Annotated in this window: 13 protein-coding genes; 5 read left to right on the plus strand and 8 right to left on the minus strand. The window is 39.3% G+C overall.

The features are described from left to right. Positions 1 to 135: 135 nt before the first annotated feature. Entirely contained in the window at positions 136 to 2,403 is a 2,268-nt protein-coding gene (locus LY11_RS19450; protein ID WP_111635301.1) for an aconitate hydratase, read from the plus strand. A gap of 54 nt (positions 2,404 to 2,457) precedes the next feature. On the opposite strand, the gene LY11_RS19455 is transcribed toward LY11_RS19450, so the two are convergent. After that, a complete protein-coding gene (locus tag LY11_RS19455; protein WP_111635302.1) occupies positions 2,458 to 3,795 on the minus strand; it encodes a GH1 family beta-glucosidase in 1,338 nt (445 codons plus the stop codon). Positions 3,796 to 3,892: 97 nt separating this feature from the next. After that, positions 3,893 to 5,725, minus strand: coding sequence for a MutS-related protein (locus LY11_RS19460; protein WP_111635303.1), 1,833 nt, complete (start codon positions 5,723 to 5,725; stop codon positions 3,893 to 3,895). A gap of 111 nt (positions 5,726 to 5,836) precedes the next feature. On the opposite strand from LY11_RS19460, the gene rlmH reads away from it, so the two are divergent. After that, entirely contained in the window at positions 5,837 to 6,310 is a 474-nt protein-coding gene (rlmH, locus tag LY11_RS19465) for a 23S rRNA (pseudouridine(1915)-N(3))-methyltransferase RlmH (protein WP_111635304.1), read from the plus strand. Between the two features lie 66 nt (positions 6,311 to 6,376). Here rlmH and LY11_RS26765 read toward each other — a convergent pair whose 3' ends face one another. The 3 genes from LY11_RS26765 to LY11_RS19475 are packed head-to-tail and all read right to left on the minus strand — an operon-like array spanning position 6,377 to position 7,604. Beyond that, complete coding sequence (locus tag LY11_RS26765; protein WP_170132728.1) at positions 6,377 to 6,580, minus strand: hypothetical protein; 204 nt, start codon at positions 6,578 to 6,580, stop codon at positions 6,377 to 6,379. Between the two features lie 25 nt (positions 6,581 to 6,605). Continuing rightward, a complete protein-coding gene (locus LY11_RS19470) occupies positions 6,606 to 7,139 on the minus strand; it encodes a DUF5606 family protein (RefSeq protein WP_111635305.1) in 534 nt (177 codons plus the stop codon). Between the two features lie 3 nt (positions 7,140 to 7,142). Continuing rightward, positions 7,143 to 7,604, minus strand: a complete 462-nt coding sequence (locus tag LY11_RS19475; protein WP_068403438.1) for a peptidylprolyl isomerase — start codon at positions 7,602 to 7,604, stop codon at positions 7,143 to 7,145. A gap of 227 nt (positions 7,605 to 7,831) precedes the next feature. Here LY11_RS19475 and LY11_RS19480 point away from each other — a divergent pair, with 227 nt between their 5' ends. Continuing rightward, positions 7,832 to 9,040, plus strand: a complete 1,209-nt coding sequence (locus tag LY11_RS19480) for an asparagine synthetase B (protein ID WP_211321606.1) — start codon at positions 7,832 to 7,834, stop codon at positions 9,038 to 9,040. A gap of 3 nt (positions 9,041 to 9,043) precedes the next feature. Here LY11_RS19480 and LY11_RS19485 read toward each other — a convergent pair whose 3' ends face one another. From LY11_RS19485 to lpxK, 3 genes are read right to left on the minus strand one after another with little or no spacing between them, the layout of a single operon-like run. Then, positions 9,044 to 11,227 carry a putative porin gene (locus LY11_RS19485; protein ID WP_111635307.1) on the minus strand — a complete coding sequence of 728 codons (2,184 nt, stop codon included), beginning with the start codon at positions 11,225 to 11,227 and terminating at the stop codon, positions 9,044 to 9,046. After that, positions 11,227 to 12,042, minus strand: coding sequence for a purine-nucleoside phosphorylase (locus tag LY11_RS19490; protein WP_111635308.1), 816 nt, complete (start codon positions 12,040 to 12,042; stop codon positions 11,227 to 11,229). The genes LY11_RS19485 and LY11_RS19490 overlap by 1 nt, the downstream gene beginning before the upstream one ends. Then, positions 12,014 to 13,072 (minus strand): tetraacyldisaccharide 4'-kinase, encoded by a 1,059-nt coding sequence (lpxK, locus tag LY11_RS19495; protein ID WP_111635309.1) that lies wholly within the window; start codon positions 13,070 to 13,072, stop codon positions 12,014 to 12,016. Before lpxK ends, LY11_RS19490 begins: the two co-directional genes overlap by 29 nt. Before the next feature lie 170 nt (positions 13,073 to 13,242). Between lpxK and pruA the strand changes: the two genes are divergently transcribed. Continuing rightward, positions 13,243 to 14,871 carry an L-glutamate gamma-semialdehyde dehydrogenase gene (pruA, locus tag LY11_RS19500; RefSeq protein WP_111635310.1) on the plus strand — a complete coding sequence of 543 codons (1,629 nt, stop codon included), beginning with the start codon at positions 13,243 to 13,245 and terminating at the stop codon, positions 14,869 to 14,871. A gap of 67 nt (positions 14,872 to 14,938) precedes the next feature. Continuing rightward, positions 14,939 to 15,197, plus strand: a 259-nt coding sequence (locus LY11_RS19505) for a helix-turn-helix domain-containing protein (protein WP_146610876.1), incomplete at its 3' end; no start/stop codon positions are given.

The raw sequence follows: 15,197 nt of genomic DNA on the forward strand, positions 1-15,197 counted from the left end.
AGCAGGAAGCAATCATTTTATTTAGAACATGTATAAATAATATAATGAACCTACATAGGTTAGCCTCAGCCTGTTTTTTTTTGTAAATTCGCTACAAATAATTTTAATTATATTACCTTTTAACACATATTATCAATGGCTTTTGATATAGAAATGATCAAAAAGGTGTATGCAAACTTTGGTCCCCGAGTTGAGGCGGCCCGTAAATTAGTAGGCAGACCTTTAACACTCTCAGAAAAAATCTTATATACTCACCTTTGGGATGAAAAAACAAATACTTCTTACGTAAGGGGTACTGATTATGTAGATTTTGCTCCTGACCGTGTAGCTATGCAGGATGCAACTGCCCAAATGGCATTATTGCAATTTATGCAGGCTGGCAGACCGAAAGTTGCTGTACCTTCAACGGTACACTGTGATCACTTGATCACTGCAAAATTAGGTGCAGAGCAGGATCTTCCTGCAGCGAATACAGAAAGTAAAGAAGTTTTTGATTTCCTTGCTTCGGTATCCAACAAATACGGTATTGGCTTCTGGAAACCAGGTGCAGGTATTATTCACCAGGTTGTATTGGAAAACTACGCATTTCCGGGTGGAATGATGATCGGAACAGATTCACACACTGTGAATGCTGGCGGTTTAGGTATGGTTGCAATTGGTGTTGGTGGTGCTGATGCTTGTGATGTTATGGCAGGTTTGCCATGGGAACTTAAATTCCCTAAATTAATTGGTGTAAAATTAACCGGTAAATTAAGCGGCTGGTCTTCACCTAAAGATGTAATCTTAAAAGTGGCTGGTATCCTGACTGTAAAAGGCGGTACTGGTGCTATTGTTGAATATTTTGGTGAAGGTGCAACGAATATGAGCTGTACTGGTAAAGGTACCATTTGTAATATGGGTGCTGAAATCGGTGCAACAACTTCAACTTTCGGTTATGATGAGAGCATGGAACGTTATTTACGTGCAACTAACAGAGCTGATGTTGCAGATGCTGCCAACGCTGTTAAAGAACACTTAACTGGTGATGCTGAAGTTTATGCTGATCCTGCTAAATATTTTGATCAGGTAATTGAAATTGACTTATCAACACTTGAGCCTTACCTGAACGGTCCGTTTACTCCGGATTTAGCGACACCTATTTCAAAAATGAAAGAAGTTGCTTTAGCTAACGGATGGCCGATGAAAATCGACGTAGGTCTGATCGGTTCTTGTACAAACTCTTCTTACGAAGATATTTCAAGAGCGGTAAGTGTAGCAAGACAAGTTGCAGAAAAAGGCTTAACAGCTAAATCTGAATATTGTATCAACCCTGGATCTGAGCAAATCCGTTTCACGATACAACGTGATGGATTTATGGATGTATTCAAACAAATAGGTGCTAAAGTATTTACGAATGCTTGCGGACCTTGTATTGGAATGTGGGACAGAGTAGGTTCGGAGAAACAAGAGAAAAACACAATCGTTCACTCTTTCAACCGTAACTTCGCTAAACGTGCTGATGGTAACCCGAATACTTTCGCTTTTGTTGGTTCTCCTGAACTGGTAACAGCTTTAGCTATTGCTGGTGACTTAAGCTTCAACCCATTAACTGATACTTTAACCAATGCCAAAGGTGAGCAGGTAAAACTGGATGAGCCTACAGGATTTGAATTGCCTCCAAGAGGTTTTGCTGTTGATGACGCAGGTTATCAGGAACCAGCAGCTGATGGAAGTGGTGTTCAGATCTTAGTTTCTCCAACTTCTCACAGGTTACAATTGCTTGATCCTTTTACTCCATGGGAAGGTACAGACCTTACTGGTTTAAGATTACTGATCAAAGCAAAAGGAAAATGTACAACTGACCATATTTCTATGGCTGGTCCATGGTTAAAATTCCGTGGTCACCTGGACAATATCTCCAATAACATGCTGATCGGTGCAGTGAATTATTTCAATGATAAAACTGACACGGTTAAAAACGTAGTAACTGGCGAATACGGTCCGGTTCCTGCAACACAACGTGCTTATAAAGCTGATGGTATTGGAACAATCGTAGTTGGTGATGAAAACTACGGTGAAGGTTCTTCACGTGAGCATGCGGCAATGGAGCCCCGCCACCTTGGTGTTCGTGCTGTATTGGTTAAATCTTTTGCACGTATTCATGAAACTAACTTGAAAAAACAGGGAATGTTAGGTTTAACATTCGCAAACAAGGAAGATTATGATAAAATCCGTGAGGATGATGTAATTGACATCACAGGCTTAACAACTTTCACTCCTGATGTACCTTTAACGATTGTGTTAAACCATGCAGATGGCACGAAAGCAGAATTCAAAGTTAACCATAGTTATAATGCACAGCAGATCGACTGGTTTAAAGCCGGTGGTGCATTGAATATTATTCGTAAGCAAGTAGCTCAATAATCAATATAGCTTCCTAAAAAACTCCCGTCATCTGGCGGGAGTTTTTTTATGCTTTTATTTTTTCAGGAATTCCTGCCACCAGTATCCTGAGGATTTGATTGTCCTTTGCTGCGTCTTAAAATCATTATGTACTAAACCAAACCTGGCATTAAAGCCTTCTGCCCATTCAAAGTTGTCAAGCAGCGTCCAGGCCATATAACCGGTAATGTTAATTCCTTCCTTTTTAGCTCTCAGCACAGCCAGCAGATATAACCTGAAGTATTCTATCCTATCAATATCCTCTATTGCACCTCCTGTAAGCTTATCATTAAAGGCGGCCCCATTTTCTGTAATCACCAGGTTTTTGACTGAAGGATAGGATGCAAACTGTTTAATAATATTGTAAAAACTATCCCCGTTAATTTCCCAGCCCATAGCGGTATGCGGCTTCTTCCTGTTTTTGGCTTTCACCTCCCAAGCCTGGACAACCGGTATAAACGCATTGTATTTAATGGTTAGCGGAAAATAGTTCTGTAATCCAATAAAATCGAAGTCAAATGTCAGGCGTTCAGTATGCCGCCAGGTGGAGTGTGAGATCGCAAATTTCTCCATCACCTCCCAATCCTGTCCCGGATAGCCCATCCCTAAGGCAGGTTCTATAAATAACCGGTTCATCAGGCAGTCTACCCTGGAGGCTGCCAGAATATCGGCATCATTCTGTGTATAAGGGATAATCTCTGCGCAGGAATAAGTAGTTCCGATATTTGCACCAGCTACTTCTGCGCGCAGGATACGTCCGCCGTCTGCCTGTGCAATAGCGGTATGGTGTACGGCAGAGAAAAAGTTAGTGAGCCCTGTTTTTCCTGGTGCATGTACGCCAAGCATATAGCCGAGCGAAGTAAATCCGAAAGGTTCGTTCAGCACAATCCAGTTCTTTACTTTATCACCGTAAGTGCGTGCACATAAGGTAACAAAAGCATTAAAGGCCGTATTGATGCTAAATGCGGTCCATCCACCCTCCTCTTCTAAAGCTTCGGGCAGATCCCAGTGGTAAAGTGTAATGTATGGTGTGATTCCCTGTTCCAGACATTCATCTATTACGTTATGGTAGAACCTGATTCCCTCTTCGTTAATTATTCCTTTACCCAATGGAAGAATCCTTGGCCAGGAGATAGAAAACCGGAATACAGAGAATCCAAGCAATTTAACCAGCGCAATATCTTCATTGTAGCGGTGATAGAAATCACAGGCCACTGCCGGACTATGCCCTTTTTTGATTTTACCGGATCTTTTAGAAAAGGTATCCCATATAGAAGGGCCTTTGCCATACATATCTGCAGCGCCTTCAATTTGTAAAGCGGCAGTAGCCACGCCCCACGAAAAATCATCACCAAAATCGGATGCTTTAATCATATCTGAATTCTATAACAGGCAATATGAGAATTTGATGTTAACTTCATGTTATATTTACAGTAAAGTTATCAGCTGATTAATTTTACCGGGCTGATTTTTAAGCCTCTACCTCGTCTGGATTGAAACTCAATCCTATTTCTTTTAAGAGTAAAGCAGCGTTAAATGTTTTACAAGCGCCTTCTTTTAATTTATAATCAAAGTTCATTTCCCCGGCTGACAGCTGAATATCAAAATGATAATTTCTCAGCAAACCCGAATACTTTTCAATCATTTCTGATAACTGAAGGTCATGTGTAGCAAATAGCGTTGGTGTTTTTTTAAGGATCATCTGCTGAATAAAAACTTTAGATCCGAGGTATTTGTCCTTACTGTTTGTTCCTCTCAGCATTTCATCAATCAGTACCAGTGGATGTGACAAGGAAGTCACGCCCTCCAGAATCATTTTCAACCTGTTCAATTCAGCTTTAAAGGTTGAAGTCTGGTCATTCAAAGAATCTTTAATCCGCATATAGGTTAAGATTTCAAAGATAGACACCTTCATGTACTTAGCGCATACAGGAGCACCCGAAAAGGCCAACACCATATTAATACCAACTGTACGCAGAAATGTGCTCTTGCCTGCCATATTTGACCCTGTTACAATATCAACGGTTGGCTTACTATCAAAACTATAAGTATTGACTATCCTTTTGCTTTCTGCAATCAGCGGATGGCCCAGTTCTTTGGCTTCACAATGAAAAGTATCAGAAATAACCGGGAAAGTAAGTTCTGGCTCATTATAATTGAAAGTAGCGAAGGAAATCAATTCTTCAAACTGGCTGATCGTATACAATCCTTTAATCAATTGATCGGAAGAGTTCGCAAACCATTTGTCCAGCTGGATGGCACATCTGAAATCCCACAAAAGGAGGACATTAAAGATAGTTCCAACCACCATATTTAACCGCACATCAAATGAATTGATAATACCTGATAGTTTTTTGATTTGTACACTCAGTGGTACAACTGCAGTATGTTCGCTAAAAAACCCTTTAATGTATTTACTCTCCCATTTGAGTTCTTCCGTCCATTTTACAGTGCCTGAGATTGCATTGAGCAAACTTGCCCCACCACTAAATCCAGAATGAACCAGGTTGATCTTTTTACTGAAGTAAAAACATAAAACAACGTTGATAAAGGAGAAAAGTCCCAGCGCTTCCCAGTATAAACTACCATAAAAAGAACCCAGAATAATTAATCCGGCAGATATAAAAGGTACTATCATTGTATATAGTCTCAGCAAAGGACTATGGGTGAATTTCAACTGATCCGGCATCTGGTGTTCCAGTTTATAACTGATAATTTCCAGCTGCTCTGGCTTATGATTTTGAAGTCCTGCTCTGAAATGGAAGGTCTGATCAATATGCCTGGTCAATTCAATGATGGCCTGCTGACGTTCCAGAATAAGTTCCGGCGTAGCAGGTTTAGTCAAACTATCTGCCAGCAGTTTCATCCCGTTTACGGTGTTCGAACGATTGATAAATGCGTATAGGGAAGAATGTCCGTAAATATCAAGGTCTGAAGAATAAGGGTGATACTCATCTTCAAAGTGCTTGCCTTCTTTGTATTTATTTTTACCTGTCAGGATAAGATTGACTTCATTCTGGAAGACAAAAAGCATTTTCTCTGCGTAATTCAGCTCCTGTTCTTTGGCAGTCTGACGCTTTACAATGACCATAAAACACAACACAGGAATGCACATCAGGACACCAATCAGCCAGTGATAACCAAAATAGATCGTAATACTCACTAAAAGTATTTCAATAATAAACAGGCCTAATCTGGATAACGATATAGTATTGAGTGCTTTATTAATGCCTTTAATTTGTTCTTCCTGAGTTGCAACGTTATTTTGATAGTCCTTTAAAATACTATCTTTAGATTTTACCATATCTTTGAGTCCTGTTTTGATTAGAAGCGCCTATATTTTAATGGCACCCCACGGTTTCCTGATTCAACCGCTTCTAATATAGGGATTACTACATTAGCACATTAATTTTGAATGAAAATAACTTTACTCGTTGTCGGAAAAACAGAGGATAAATATCTGATCGAGGGTATTGAAAAATACCTTAACCGGTTAAAACATTATATTGGTTTCAGCCTGGTGGTGATTCCGGATGTGAAGAACACCAAGAATTTAACAGAAGCACAGCAGAAGACAAAAGAAGCGGAACTGATCCTGAAACAAATCAGCAACCTGGACACTGTTATTTTAATGGATGAAAAAGGGAAGAAATACACTTCTGTTCAGTTTTCAAATTATTTAAACAAACAAATGATCGGGAGTGTTCAGCATATGATATTTGTGATTGGCGGCCCTTATGGTTTTGACGAAAGTGTTTATAAGAGAGCAAATGGGAGTATCTCTTTATCAGATATGACGTTTTCACATCAAATGGTGCGCTTGTTTTTTGTGGAACAGCTGTACAGAGCGTTCAGTATCTTAAAGGGCGAGCCTTACCATCACGAGTAGAAATTCTTATTTATTCTGAAAGGGCTTTATGGAATATTTCATTATTTGCATCATCATCGTAAGCTATTAAACTAAGAAAGGAATTTTATGCAACCAGGAGATTTTAAAAGAAAATACAAATTCAGAAGCAGAGGTAATGGTAACCGATGGGGATTCACCATTGCTATTATCATTTCCATACTTGCATTTCTGCTGATCGTATATTACTTGTAAACGATATTCTGCGTGTAAAGAGAAATTCTGCACATAAAAAAACCGGATGTTAAACATCCGGTTTTTTTATAACATAGAGTTCTTAAACTCCTTTTTTACTTGTCATACTAGCTTTTTTAGCTGGTTGAGACGTTTTAACCGGAGCTTTAACATTTGACGGTTTAGGCGTAGCCTTAACTTTCTTATCATCTGCTGCTTTAACACCTTCAGCACCTTCAACAGCTCCAGGAGCAGCTTCAGTGAATAAAGGAAGATCCTTCAATAAGTGGTACCAGGTAACGATTTTCTTCATATCTGAAGTATAAACTTTTTCCTGATCGTGTGTAGGTGCAACCTCAACGAATAATGCTCTTAAAACAGCAGCATCAGCTTTAGCATCAGCAACCTCACCTTTTAATGCAGCAATATTTGCTAAAACATCAACTAGTTTCAAATCTTCATCTTCACCATAGATAGTAATATCTTCTAATGAAGCCAGTTTAGTAGAAGAGATACTAGTTACAATTTTAACTTTCTGAGCATCTAAGCCTTCCAGTACATAACCTGCTTTATTTTGTCCAACAAGTTTAAATAAACCTGGTCTGCCAGATACGGCTACAATTCCTCTTAAATTCATATCTTAATCTTCTATCACTTCTATACCTAAAATCTTATCTCCTTGTTTGAGATCGTCAACAATGTCTACATTTTCAACCACTTTACCAAAGCAAGTGTGGTTTCTATCTAAATGTGCAGTGTTTGATCTGCTGTGACAAATGAAGAATTGTGAACCACCAGTATTTCTACCAGCATGTGCCATAGATAACACACCACGTTCGTGATGTTGATTTCCACCATCAAGTTCACAGTCAATTTTGTAACCAGGACCACCAGTTCCAGCTAAATGAGCTGTAGCTGCATCTTTGGAATTCGGGCATCCTGCCTGTACTACGAAATCAGGAATTACACGGTGAAAAGTGATTCCATCATAAAACCCTTCATTTGCTAATTTTTTAAAGTTCGCAACTGTGTTAGGGGCATCTGTGTCATAAAACTCGACAGTCATGTCGCCTTTTTCTGTTTTTATTATTGCTTTGCTCATATTCTTTTTTGTAATGGTCAAATTTAGTAAATTGAAACGACTAGATAAACTAAAGGTTCAAAAACCTATCCAACCTATAAATGTATATATAATGATTCATTTTAACGTTTAATAGTCGTAAAAATTTTAAATCAGCTATCTAAAGTTTAGATTAGTACCTGGACAGCTAACATATGATTTTAAAAAAGAGTTTCCTTCTGCTGCTATTGCTGACTTTAACGTTGGCAATGAGAGCTTCATCGATTCTGATTAACATGGATGAAGATCAGAAAAATCATCTTAAAGCCTATGGCATTGCCTACTGGAGTATTAAACAGCAGGCAGACGTAAGCTGGCTGCTGAATTACAGGGGCGGCAGTTTTCTAATTAAATATAGCAAAATTATAGAAGACGAATGCAAAACCAGGGGAGTTTCTTACCAGGTTATCGCTGATGGTAAAGTGACAGCCATACTCAACGAAATCAGTGATCCTGCTGTAAATATGGAAATGGTCAAGCTGGAAAAGGCCCCGAAAATTGCTGTTTATTCTCCCAAAAGCAAATTACCCTGGGATGATGCCGTAACCATGGTACTCACCTATGCAGAAATCCCGTATGATATTGTTTATGATGACGAAGTATTAAAAGATAAGTTAACCGGTTATGACTGGCTGCATTTACACCACGAAGATTTTACCGGGCAGTATGGCCGTTTTTGGAGTGCTTTTCAGAATGCCGCCTGGTACAAAGAAGATGTTAAAACCCAGGAAGCAACGGCTAAAAGAAATGGGTTCAGCAAAGTATCATTAATGAAACTGGCAGTCGCAAAGAAAATGACTGAATTCTGTGCAGGCGGAGGTTTCCTTTTTGCCATGTGCTCTGCTACGGATAGTTTTGACATCGCCCTGTCGGCAGAAGGAGTAGATATTTGTGCCAGCATGTTTGATGGTGATGCAGAAGATCCAAATGCACAGTCAAAGCTCGATTACAATAAAACACTCGCCTTTAAAGATTTCAGACTGGACCCAAACCCGGCAAATTATGAATTCTCTGATATTGATGTCACACAGACCAGGAGTCTGAACCAGCAAAATGATTATTTTACTTTATTTGAATTTTCAGCGAAGTCAGATCTCGTGCCAACGATGTTAACCCAGGATCATGACCGCGTAATCAAGGGCTTCATGGGCCAGACTACAGCCTTCAGGAAAAGCCTGATTAAATCAAATATTACTGTATTGGGAGAAAATAAGGGAGCTTCAGAAGTTCGTTACCTGCATGGTGATATTGGAAAAGGGCAGTTTACTTTTTACGGCGGCCACGATCCTGAGGATTATCAGCATGCTGTGGGTGACCCACCCACAGACTTAAATTTACATCCCAATTCACCGGGGTATCGTTTGATATTAAATAATGTATTGTTTCCTGCAGCGAAGAAAAAGCATCAGAAAACCTGATCCTTAATCGTAGAAGTTCCAGCTTAACCCAACTTGAAGTGCCCGGTCTTGCATGGGATACCTGTTCACGGTATAATATCCTTTAGATTGCAGTCCCTGGTTAAGATACCCATATTTAAGAAAGATATTAGCTTTTCTTAAACTCGCTCTCACCCAAAGATCAACAATTGGGTAACTATCAAATTTAACAGGCTTATAAGGAATAGCTGCACCGGGAGCAGATTGGCGAATATAAAACTGGCTCACCGATGGTGAATAAGAGTAGTTTACATATTTTGTATTGTACCTCACATCAACTCCAAATTCTGTATTCAGAACTTTAAAGACCTTTGCCTTCATGTATAAACTATTAAAAGTATAAAAATCAGGTGTTGGCATAATATCAGGCTTACTTGTTTTCTGATAAACAAGATAACTGTCCAGGTGGAATCTGCCGAACTTGAATTTCTTTCCTACAGTGACTTTTAATAAACTGATGCTCCCTGTTTCTTGTGCCGGCAGAATAGTCAGAGAGTCAACCGTTGTATTATTCTGTACAAAATACAGATAGTTATTAATCATATAATATTCTGCACCAGCATCCAGTCCTAACTTGTCATTGATATATTTAAAAGACAAATTCACTGTTTTCGTTCTGTTAAATGGACCAGGCAGTATCACAATGTTAGGTGAGGCTAAAGGATTAGCAGCCTTAAGTTCAGCGAGTTTTGGATCTACAGTGGCATTGGTCCAGCCGAAGTGGTTTCCATAATGGGTTTCGTAAATTTCTTCGGGTGATTTATTCTGAATATATCCTCCCAAAACTATCCTGCCCAGGTTATTGCTGACCAGCACATTACTTTTAGCTTCATACATAAAATCTCCGGCCTGCCTGCCCTGAAAGATTTGCTGTACATCAAAGTTCAGATCTATCCGGTTGCTGAATCTATAACCCGCAGAACCTAACAGGGTCACATTTTGAAATGATTTAGCATAGTTAGAGAAATACTTATTGTCTACTGTCACGGTCTGCGAAGTGATTATTCCGTTAGCATCTGTAAAATTATAAGTATTGGTCTGCGGCAGCACACCTACTATTTGTGAATAGTTGTAAAAATCATGACGGATACCAGCATCTATTTTTAATTCATTCTTGATAACAGAACTTGATTTTCCACGCAAAAAGAAACTGTAGATAAACTCATTTTGTATATGTTGTACAGTCGTACTATCATTGGTATAGGAAAGATCGCGCATCCCTGAAGGCAAAACTGTATGGTCATCTGCAGTCTTCTTCTGAAAAGCATAAGAATCCTTATCATATTTGATCGTGTAAGTAATCTTATTCGTAGGAAGCACTTTTTTAGAGATTTCCTGATCTAAAGTGTCAATACGGCCAACGAAATAGGTTTGTCTCAGAAAGAAAGTATTCTTCCTGTAGATTTGCCTGGAGTCGGGCAGCCTTACCGATTGAGACATCCGGTCTATAGCAAGGTTATTATTTCCAAAGATATTATCATTGGTAATTGATCCGTTTTCATAAGCCTTCAGCGTATTGAAGATCGCATTGGCGTAAAGTGCATATCGCTTATTGGGTGAGGTATACCAACTAAAAAATGTACCGTTCAGCACATCCCCTCTTTGCCTTTGATACAGTCCGTTAGCCCCTATCCGGTTATAACTCGCACCTACATTAAAATTCTTTTTAATGTTCTGAGAGTGTGTCACTTTGAAGATCTGCTCTGCCTCACCGCTGTACTGTCCGGCAAAATAAATATTACTAAATGGGGTACGTGCCTGGTAATACCTGATGTCATCATTTCCCAGTGCATACCAGTCCAGCGAGTGAAACCCCGGATCAAAGCCAATCGTTTTGCTGGGTTCAAATAAAAGGTCTTTAGCAGCAAGACCAATATTTCCAGTATTAATTGTCGGCCTTCTGGGCTGGGCAATCGGACTGAAATTCTGCATTCCTCTTAAACTTGTATCCAGCGCCAGTGTCTGAATACTGTCTTTAGTTAGCTTAAGTGTAGTGTAACGGATAAATCTCGAGGTAAAAACAACAGAGTCTTTACTGTTTTCGAGCTTATTTCTTAAGGAATCTAATTCTTTATTTTGATTCACTGAAGTCTTAAGGTCTTGAGCAAAAGATTGCTTTGCCCCGAACAAGACACAGCTTAAAAGAAATAAAACAATGGTTTTATACATTATAAAGAAAGAATTAGCTGGCTTAATATTTTAGTCATTTTAGGTTCAGCTTCACGTGCTGTTTCCAGTATTTCTTCCAAACTTACGGGTACTAAAACATCACCAAAACCTTCGTCAGTCAGGACCGAAATTGCAAAAACGGGAATGCTCATATGGTTGGCCACAATAACTTCAGGAACAGTACTCATTCCGACAGCATCGCCACCTATAATACGCAAATACTTATACTCAGCTTTTGTTTCCAGGTTTGGCCCTGTTACAGAAACATAAACGCCCTGGTGACAGGTAATATTTTCTGCTGCTGCAATTTCCATTGCACGTTTGATAAAGTCTTTTTGATAAGGCTGACTCATGTCTGGAAACCTTGGGCCCATATCATTATCATTTCTTCCGCGTAACGGGCTTTCCGGTTGTAAGTTGATATGATCATTGATAATCATCAGATCGCCCTTCTTAAAATCAGCATTGAGTGAACCAGCCGCATTGGAGATAAACAGGTGCTGAATGCCAAGAGCTTTCATCACTCTGATTGGAAAAGTAATCTGCTGCATGGAATATCCTTCGTAATAATGTAATCTGCCTTGCATGGCCACTACCTTTTTACCATTCAGTTTTCCGAAAATCAGTTTTCCGGAGTGGAATTCTAAAGTCGAAATAGGGAAATTAGGAATATTAGAATACATCAGACTGAATTCTACATCGATCTCATTCACCAGACCACCTAACCCGGTACCTAGTATTATTCCGATTTCCGGTTGGAAATTGTTGCATTTTAGCTTGATGTACTCAACGGTTTCGTGTAGGGTCTGAAACATATTTTAGGATCTTTTGGTCAAATGTTTTTTTGTGGGCTGCCTCAATATTTATATGAATAGGCAAATAAAATACAGGCAAATTTAACAGTAATTCTTTGATTGTAACATCAAATAAACGTTGCGCATCCTTTTCTGTTGTGATAATAACTTTTTCTTTGGCTGAATCCTGATGAAATGCCTCCGCCAATTTACGCAAATTCCCCAAACTGAATGCGTGATGATCCGGGTAATCATGATGTTCAATGGCAGAAGAAAATCCTGATAGGTAATCAAATAATGGCTTTGGATTGGCAATACCAGTTAGTAAAAAGATCTTTTTATCCTTCAGAGATTCCACAGCTAACAAGGTGCCCGTAAACAGACCTGTCAGACTTTTATAATTTATGGAAGAGAAGAAAAGCTGAGCCGCAGATGCCTGATCAAAGTTTTCTTCACATTGCTTTTTCTGCTGATCAGTGAGCTTTAAAGGTGATTTGGTAACCAATAAAATATCCGCCCGTTTATATCCCCGGAAAGGCTCTCTCATATTCCCTGCTGGCAATAAGAATTGCGTGGTCAGTAACTTCTGAAATTCGAAGAGCAGAATACTGAACCCGGGATTTAACCTCCTGTGCTGAAAGGCATCATCAAGGATGATCACCTCGTGTGTGTCTTTCAACTGTGTGATGCCTTTTACCCGGTCTTCACAAACAGCGACAGTCACTTGCGGAAATTTATGATAAAACTGCAAAGGCTCATCCCCTATTGATTTTGCTGTAGCGGTCTGATCTGCATACAAAAACCCTTTGGTTTCCCGCCCGTATCCTCTGCTTAAAATTGCAATCTTGTAATCGGCAAGCAAGTGTACCAGGTATTCGGTGACCGGGCTTTTCCCCGAGCCGCCCACTACCAGGTTGCCTACACAAATGACAGGAATATCAAACCTGGTAGATTTAAAAAGTCCCCAGTCATAAAGTTTATTTCTAAAAATAACTACGATACTGTATAGAACAGAAAAAGGAAGTAGTAATAACCGGACGTATTTTATCATGTTAAAGATTCAGAAGCGGCCAGAATGAGTCTGCTAAATTGAAACCGCTTTTCAAAAATAAGAATTATTTTCCTGCGTACTGTGCTCTGTTAGCAGAATATCATATAGTAGAATGGATTGACAGGCAATAAAATAAAAAACTATCTTTGTGCAAACAACAATATTATATCATGCTCAAAGGATTTTTTAACGTACCAACACCTGAGAACGAACCTATTTTAGGTTACGCACCAGGAAGTAAAGAACGTGAATTATTGAAAGCTGCTTTAGCTGAAGCACGTTCAAAAAAAGGTGACATCCCAATGTATATCGGGGGCAAAGCAGTCCACACTGATAAAAAAGGAACAGTTACTCCACCGCACGATCACCAACACGTTTTAGCACAATATAGCATAGGCGACAAAACTCATGTACAACAGGCAATTGATGCAGCATTAGCGGCAAAGCCTCAGTGGGAAAACCTGCCATGGGAACAACGTGCAGCTATATTTTTAAAGATCGCTGAGTTAATCTCAGGTCCGTATCGCTATAAATTAAATGCAGCAACAATGCTTGGCCAATCAAAAAATGCTTACCAGGCAGAAATTGATGCAGCTTGCGAGCTGATAGATTTCTTACGTTTCAACGTAAGTTATATGGCTGACATTTATAAACAACAACCTCCGGTTTCTCCAAAAGGTGTTTGGAACAGAGTGGAACAACGTCCTTTAGAAGGGTTTGTTTTCGCTTTAACTCCTTTCAACTTTACTGCTATCGCGGCAAACCTGCCAACATCAGCAGCATTAATGGGTAATGTTGTCGTTTGGAAGCCTGCCGATACGCAGGTTTATGCAGCGAATTTATTGATGGAGATTTTCAGAGAAGCAGGTTTACCTGATGGGGTAATCAACTTGGTTTATGTAGATGGCCCTGAAGCTGGAGAAGTTATCTTCAACAGTCCTGATTTTGCAGGTATTCACTTTACAGGTTCTACTGCGGTATTCCAGAACATCTGGAAAACTATTGGTACAAACATTCATAAATACAAAACATATCCTCGTATTGTAGGTGAAACTGGTGGTAAAGATTTTATCCTGGTTCACGCTTCTGCTGATGCTGAGGTATCAAGTACAGCTATTTTACGTGGTGCTTTTGAATACCAGGGACAGAAATGTTCTGCTGCTTCAAGAACTTACATCGCGAAAAGTTTATGGCCAAAAATCAAAGAATTGATGCTGCGTGATCTTGCTACCTTCAAAATGGGTGGAACTGAAGATTTCAGCAATTTCGTAAATGCAGTGATTGACGATCGTTCTTTCACTAAACTGGCGAAATATATTGACCAGGCAAAAGCTGACAAAGGTGTAGAAATCATTGCTGGCGGAAACTACGATAAATCTAAAGGTTACTTTATTGAGCCAACAGTTTTAGTCGTTGACGATCCTAAATATACAACCATGAGCGAAGAGTTATTCGGTCCTGTTTTGAGTGTATATGTATATGATGACGCAGATTTTGACCAGGTATTGGAAATTATTGATACGACTTCCGGATATGCTTTAACTGGTGCTGTAATTGCTCAGGACCGTTATGCTATTGATAAAGCATCTTATGCTTTACGTAATGCAGCTGGTAATTTCTATATCAATGATAAATGTACTGGTGCTGTAGTTGGTCAGCAACCATTTGGCGGTGCCAGAGGTTCAGGTACAAATGATAAAGCAGGTTCAATGATTAACTTGTTACGTTGGGTTTCTCCACGTACCATCAAAGAATCATTCGATCCACCAAAGGATTACCGTTACCCATTCATGGGCTAATCAAAACATAAAAAAAGCCGGTTATGGACATGCCCCAAAAAGTTAGACACTTTTTGGGGCATTTTTTATGAGTAGAAAACAGAAATACGAGTATCAATCTAAACTCGATTTAGTCAACCAGGTAATCAGAGAAGAAAATTGTGTGCATGGACTTTCCAAAGTGCATGGATTGGCAAAATCACAGTTACAATTTTGGTGTAAACTCCATGAACATCACGGAGAAAAAGGATTGGAAAACATGGTGGTTAAAAGGTATACCGCAGATGAAAAACTTGAAATCATTCGGTATTATCAGGCAAGCGGATTATCTTTGATTGACACCTGTG

Origin of the sequence: Pedobacter cryoconitis, from assembly GCF_003259615.1 — a bacterium.
Classification (GTDB): domain Bacteria; phylum Bacteroidota; class Bacteroidia; order Sphingobacteriales; family Sphingobacteriaceae; genus Pedobacter; species Pedobacter cryoconitis.

What these genes read in the sequence shown, in the direction of transcription:
- LY11_RS19450 (WP_111635301.1), top strand. Translation starts at nt 136, where the DNA reads ATGGCTTTTGATATAGAAATGATCAAAAAGGTGTATGCAAACTTTGGT.
- LY11_RS19455 (WP_111635302.1), bottom strand. Translation starts at nt 3,795, where the DNA reads ATGATTAAAGCATCCGATTTTGGTGATGATTTTTCGTGGGGCGTGGCT.
- LY11_RS19460 (WP_111635303.1), bottom strand. Translation starts at nt 5,725, where the DNA reads ATGGTAAAATCTAAAGATAGTATTTTAAAGGACTATCAAAATAACGTT.
- rlmH (WP_111635304.1), top strand. Translation starts at nt 5,837, where the DNA reads ATGAAAATAACTTTACTCGTTGTCGGAAAAACAGAGGATAAATATCTG.
- LY11_RS26765 (WP_170132728.1), bottom strand. Translation starts at nt 6,580, where the DNA reads ATGTTTAACATCCGGTTTTTTTATGTGCAGAATTTCTCTTTACACGCA.
- LY11_RS19470 (WP_111635305.1), bottom strand. Translation starts at nt 7,139, where the DNA reads ATGAATTTAAGAGGAATTGTAGCCGTATCTGGCAGACCAGGTTTATTT.
- LY11_RS19475 (WP_068403438.1), bottom strand. Translation starts at nt 7,604, where the DNA reads ATGAGCAAAGCAATAATAAAAACAGAAAAAGGCGACATGACTGTCGAG.
- LY11_RS19480 (WP_211321606.1), top strand. Translation starts at nt 7,832, where the DNA reads ATGAGAGCTTCATCGATTCTGATTAACATGGATGAAGATCAGAAAAAT.
- LY11_RS19485 (WP_111635307.1), bottom strand. Translation starts at nt 11,227, where the DNA reads ATGTATAAAACCATTGTTTTATTTCTTTTAAGCTGTGTCTTGTTCGGG.
- LY11_RS19490 (WP_111635308.1), bottom strand. Translation starts at nt 12,042, where the DNA reads ATGTTTCAGACCCTACACGAAACCGTTGAGTACATCAAGCTAAAATGC.
- lpxK (WP_111635309.1), bottom strand. Translation starts at nt 13,072, where the DNA reads ATGATAAAATACGTCCGGTTATTACTACTTCCTTTTTCTGTTCTATAC.
- pruA (WP_111635310.1), top strand. Translation starts at nt 13,243, where the DNA reads ATGCTCAAAGGATTTTTTAACGTACCAACACCTGAGAACGAACCTATT.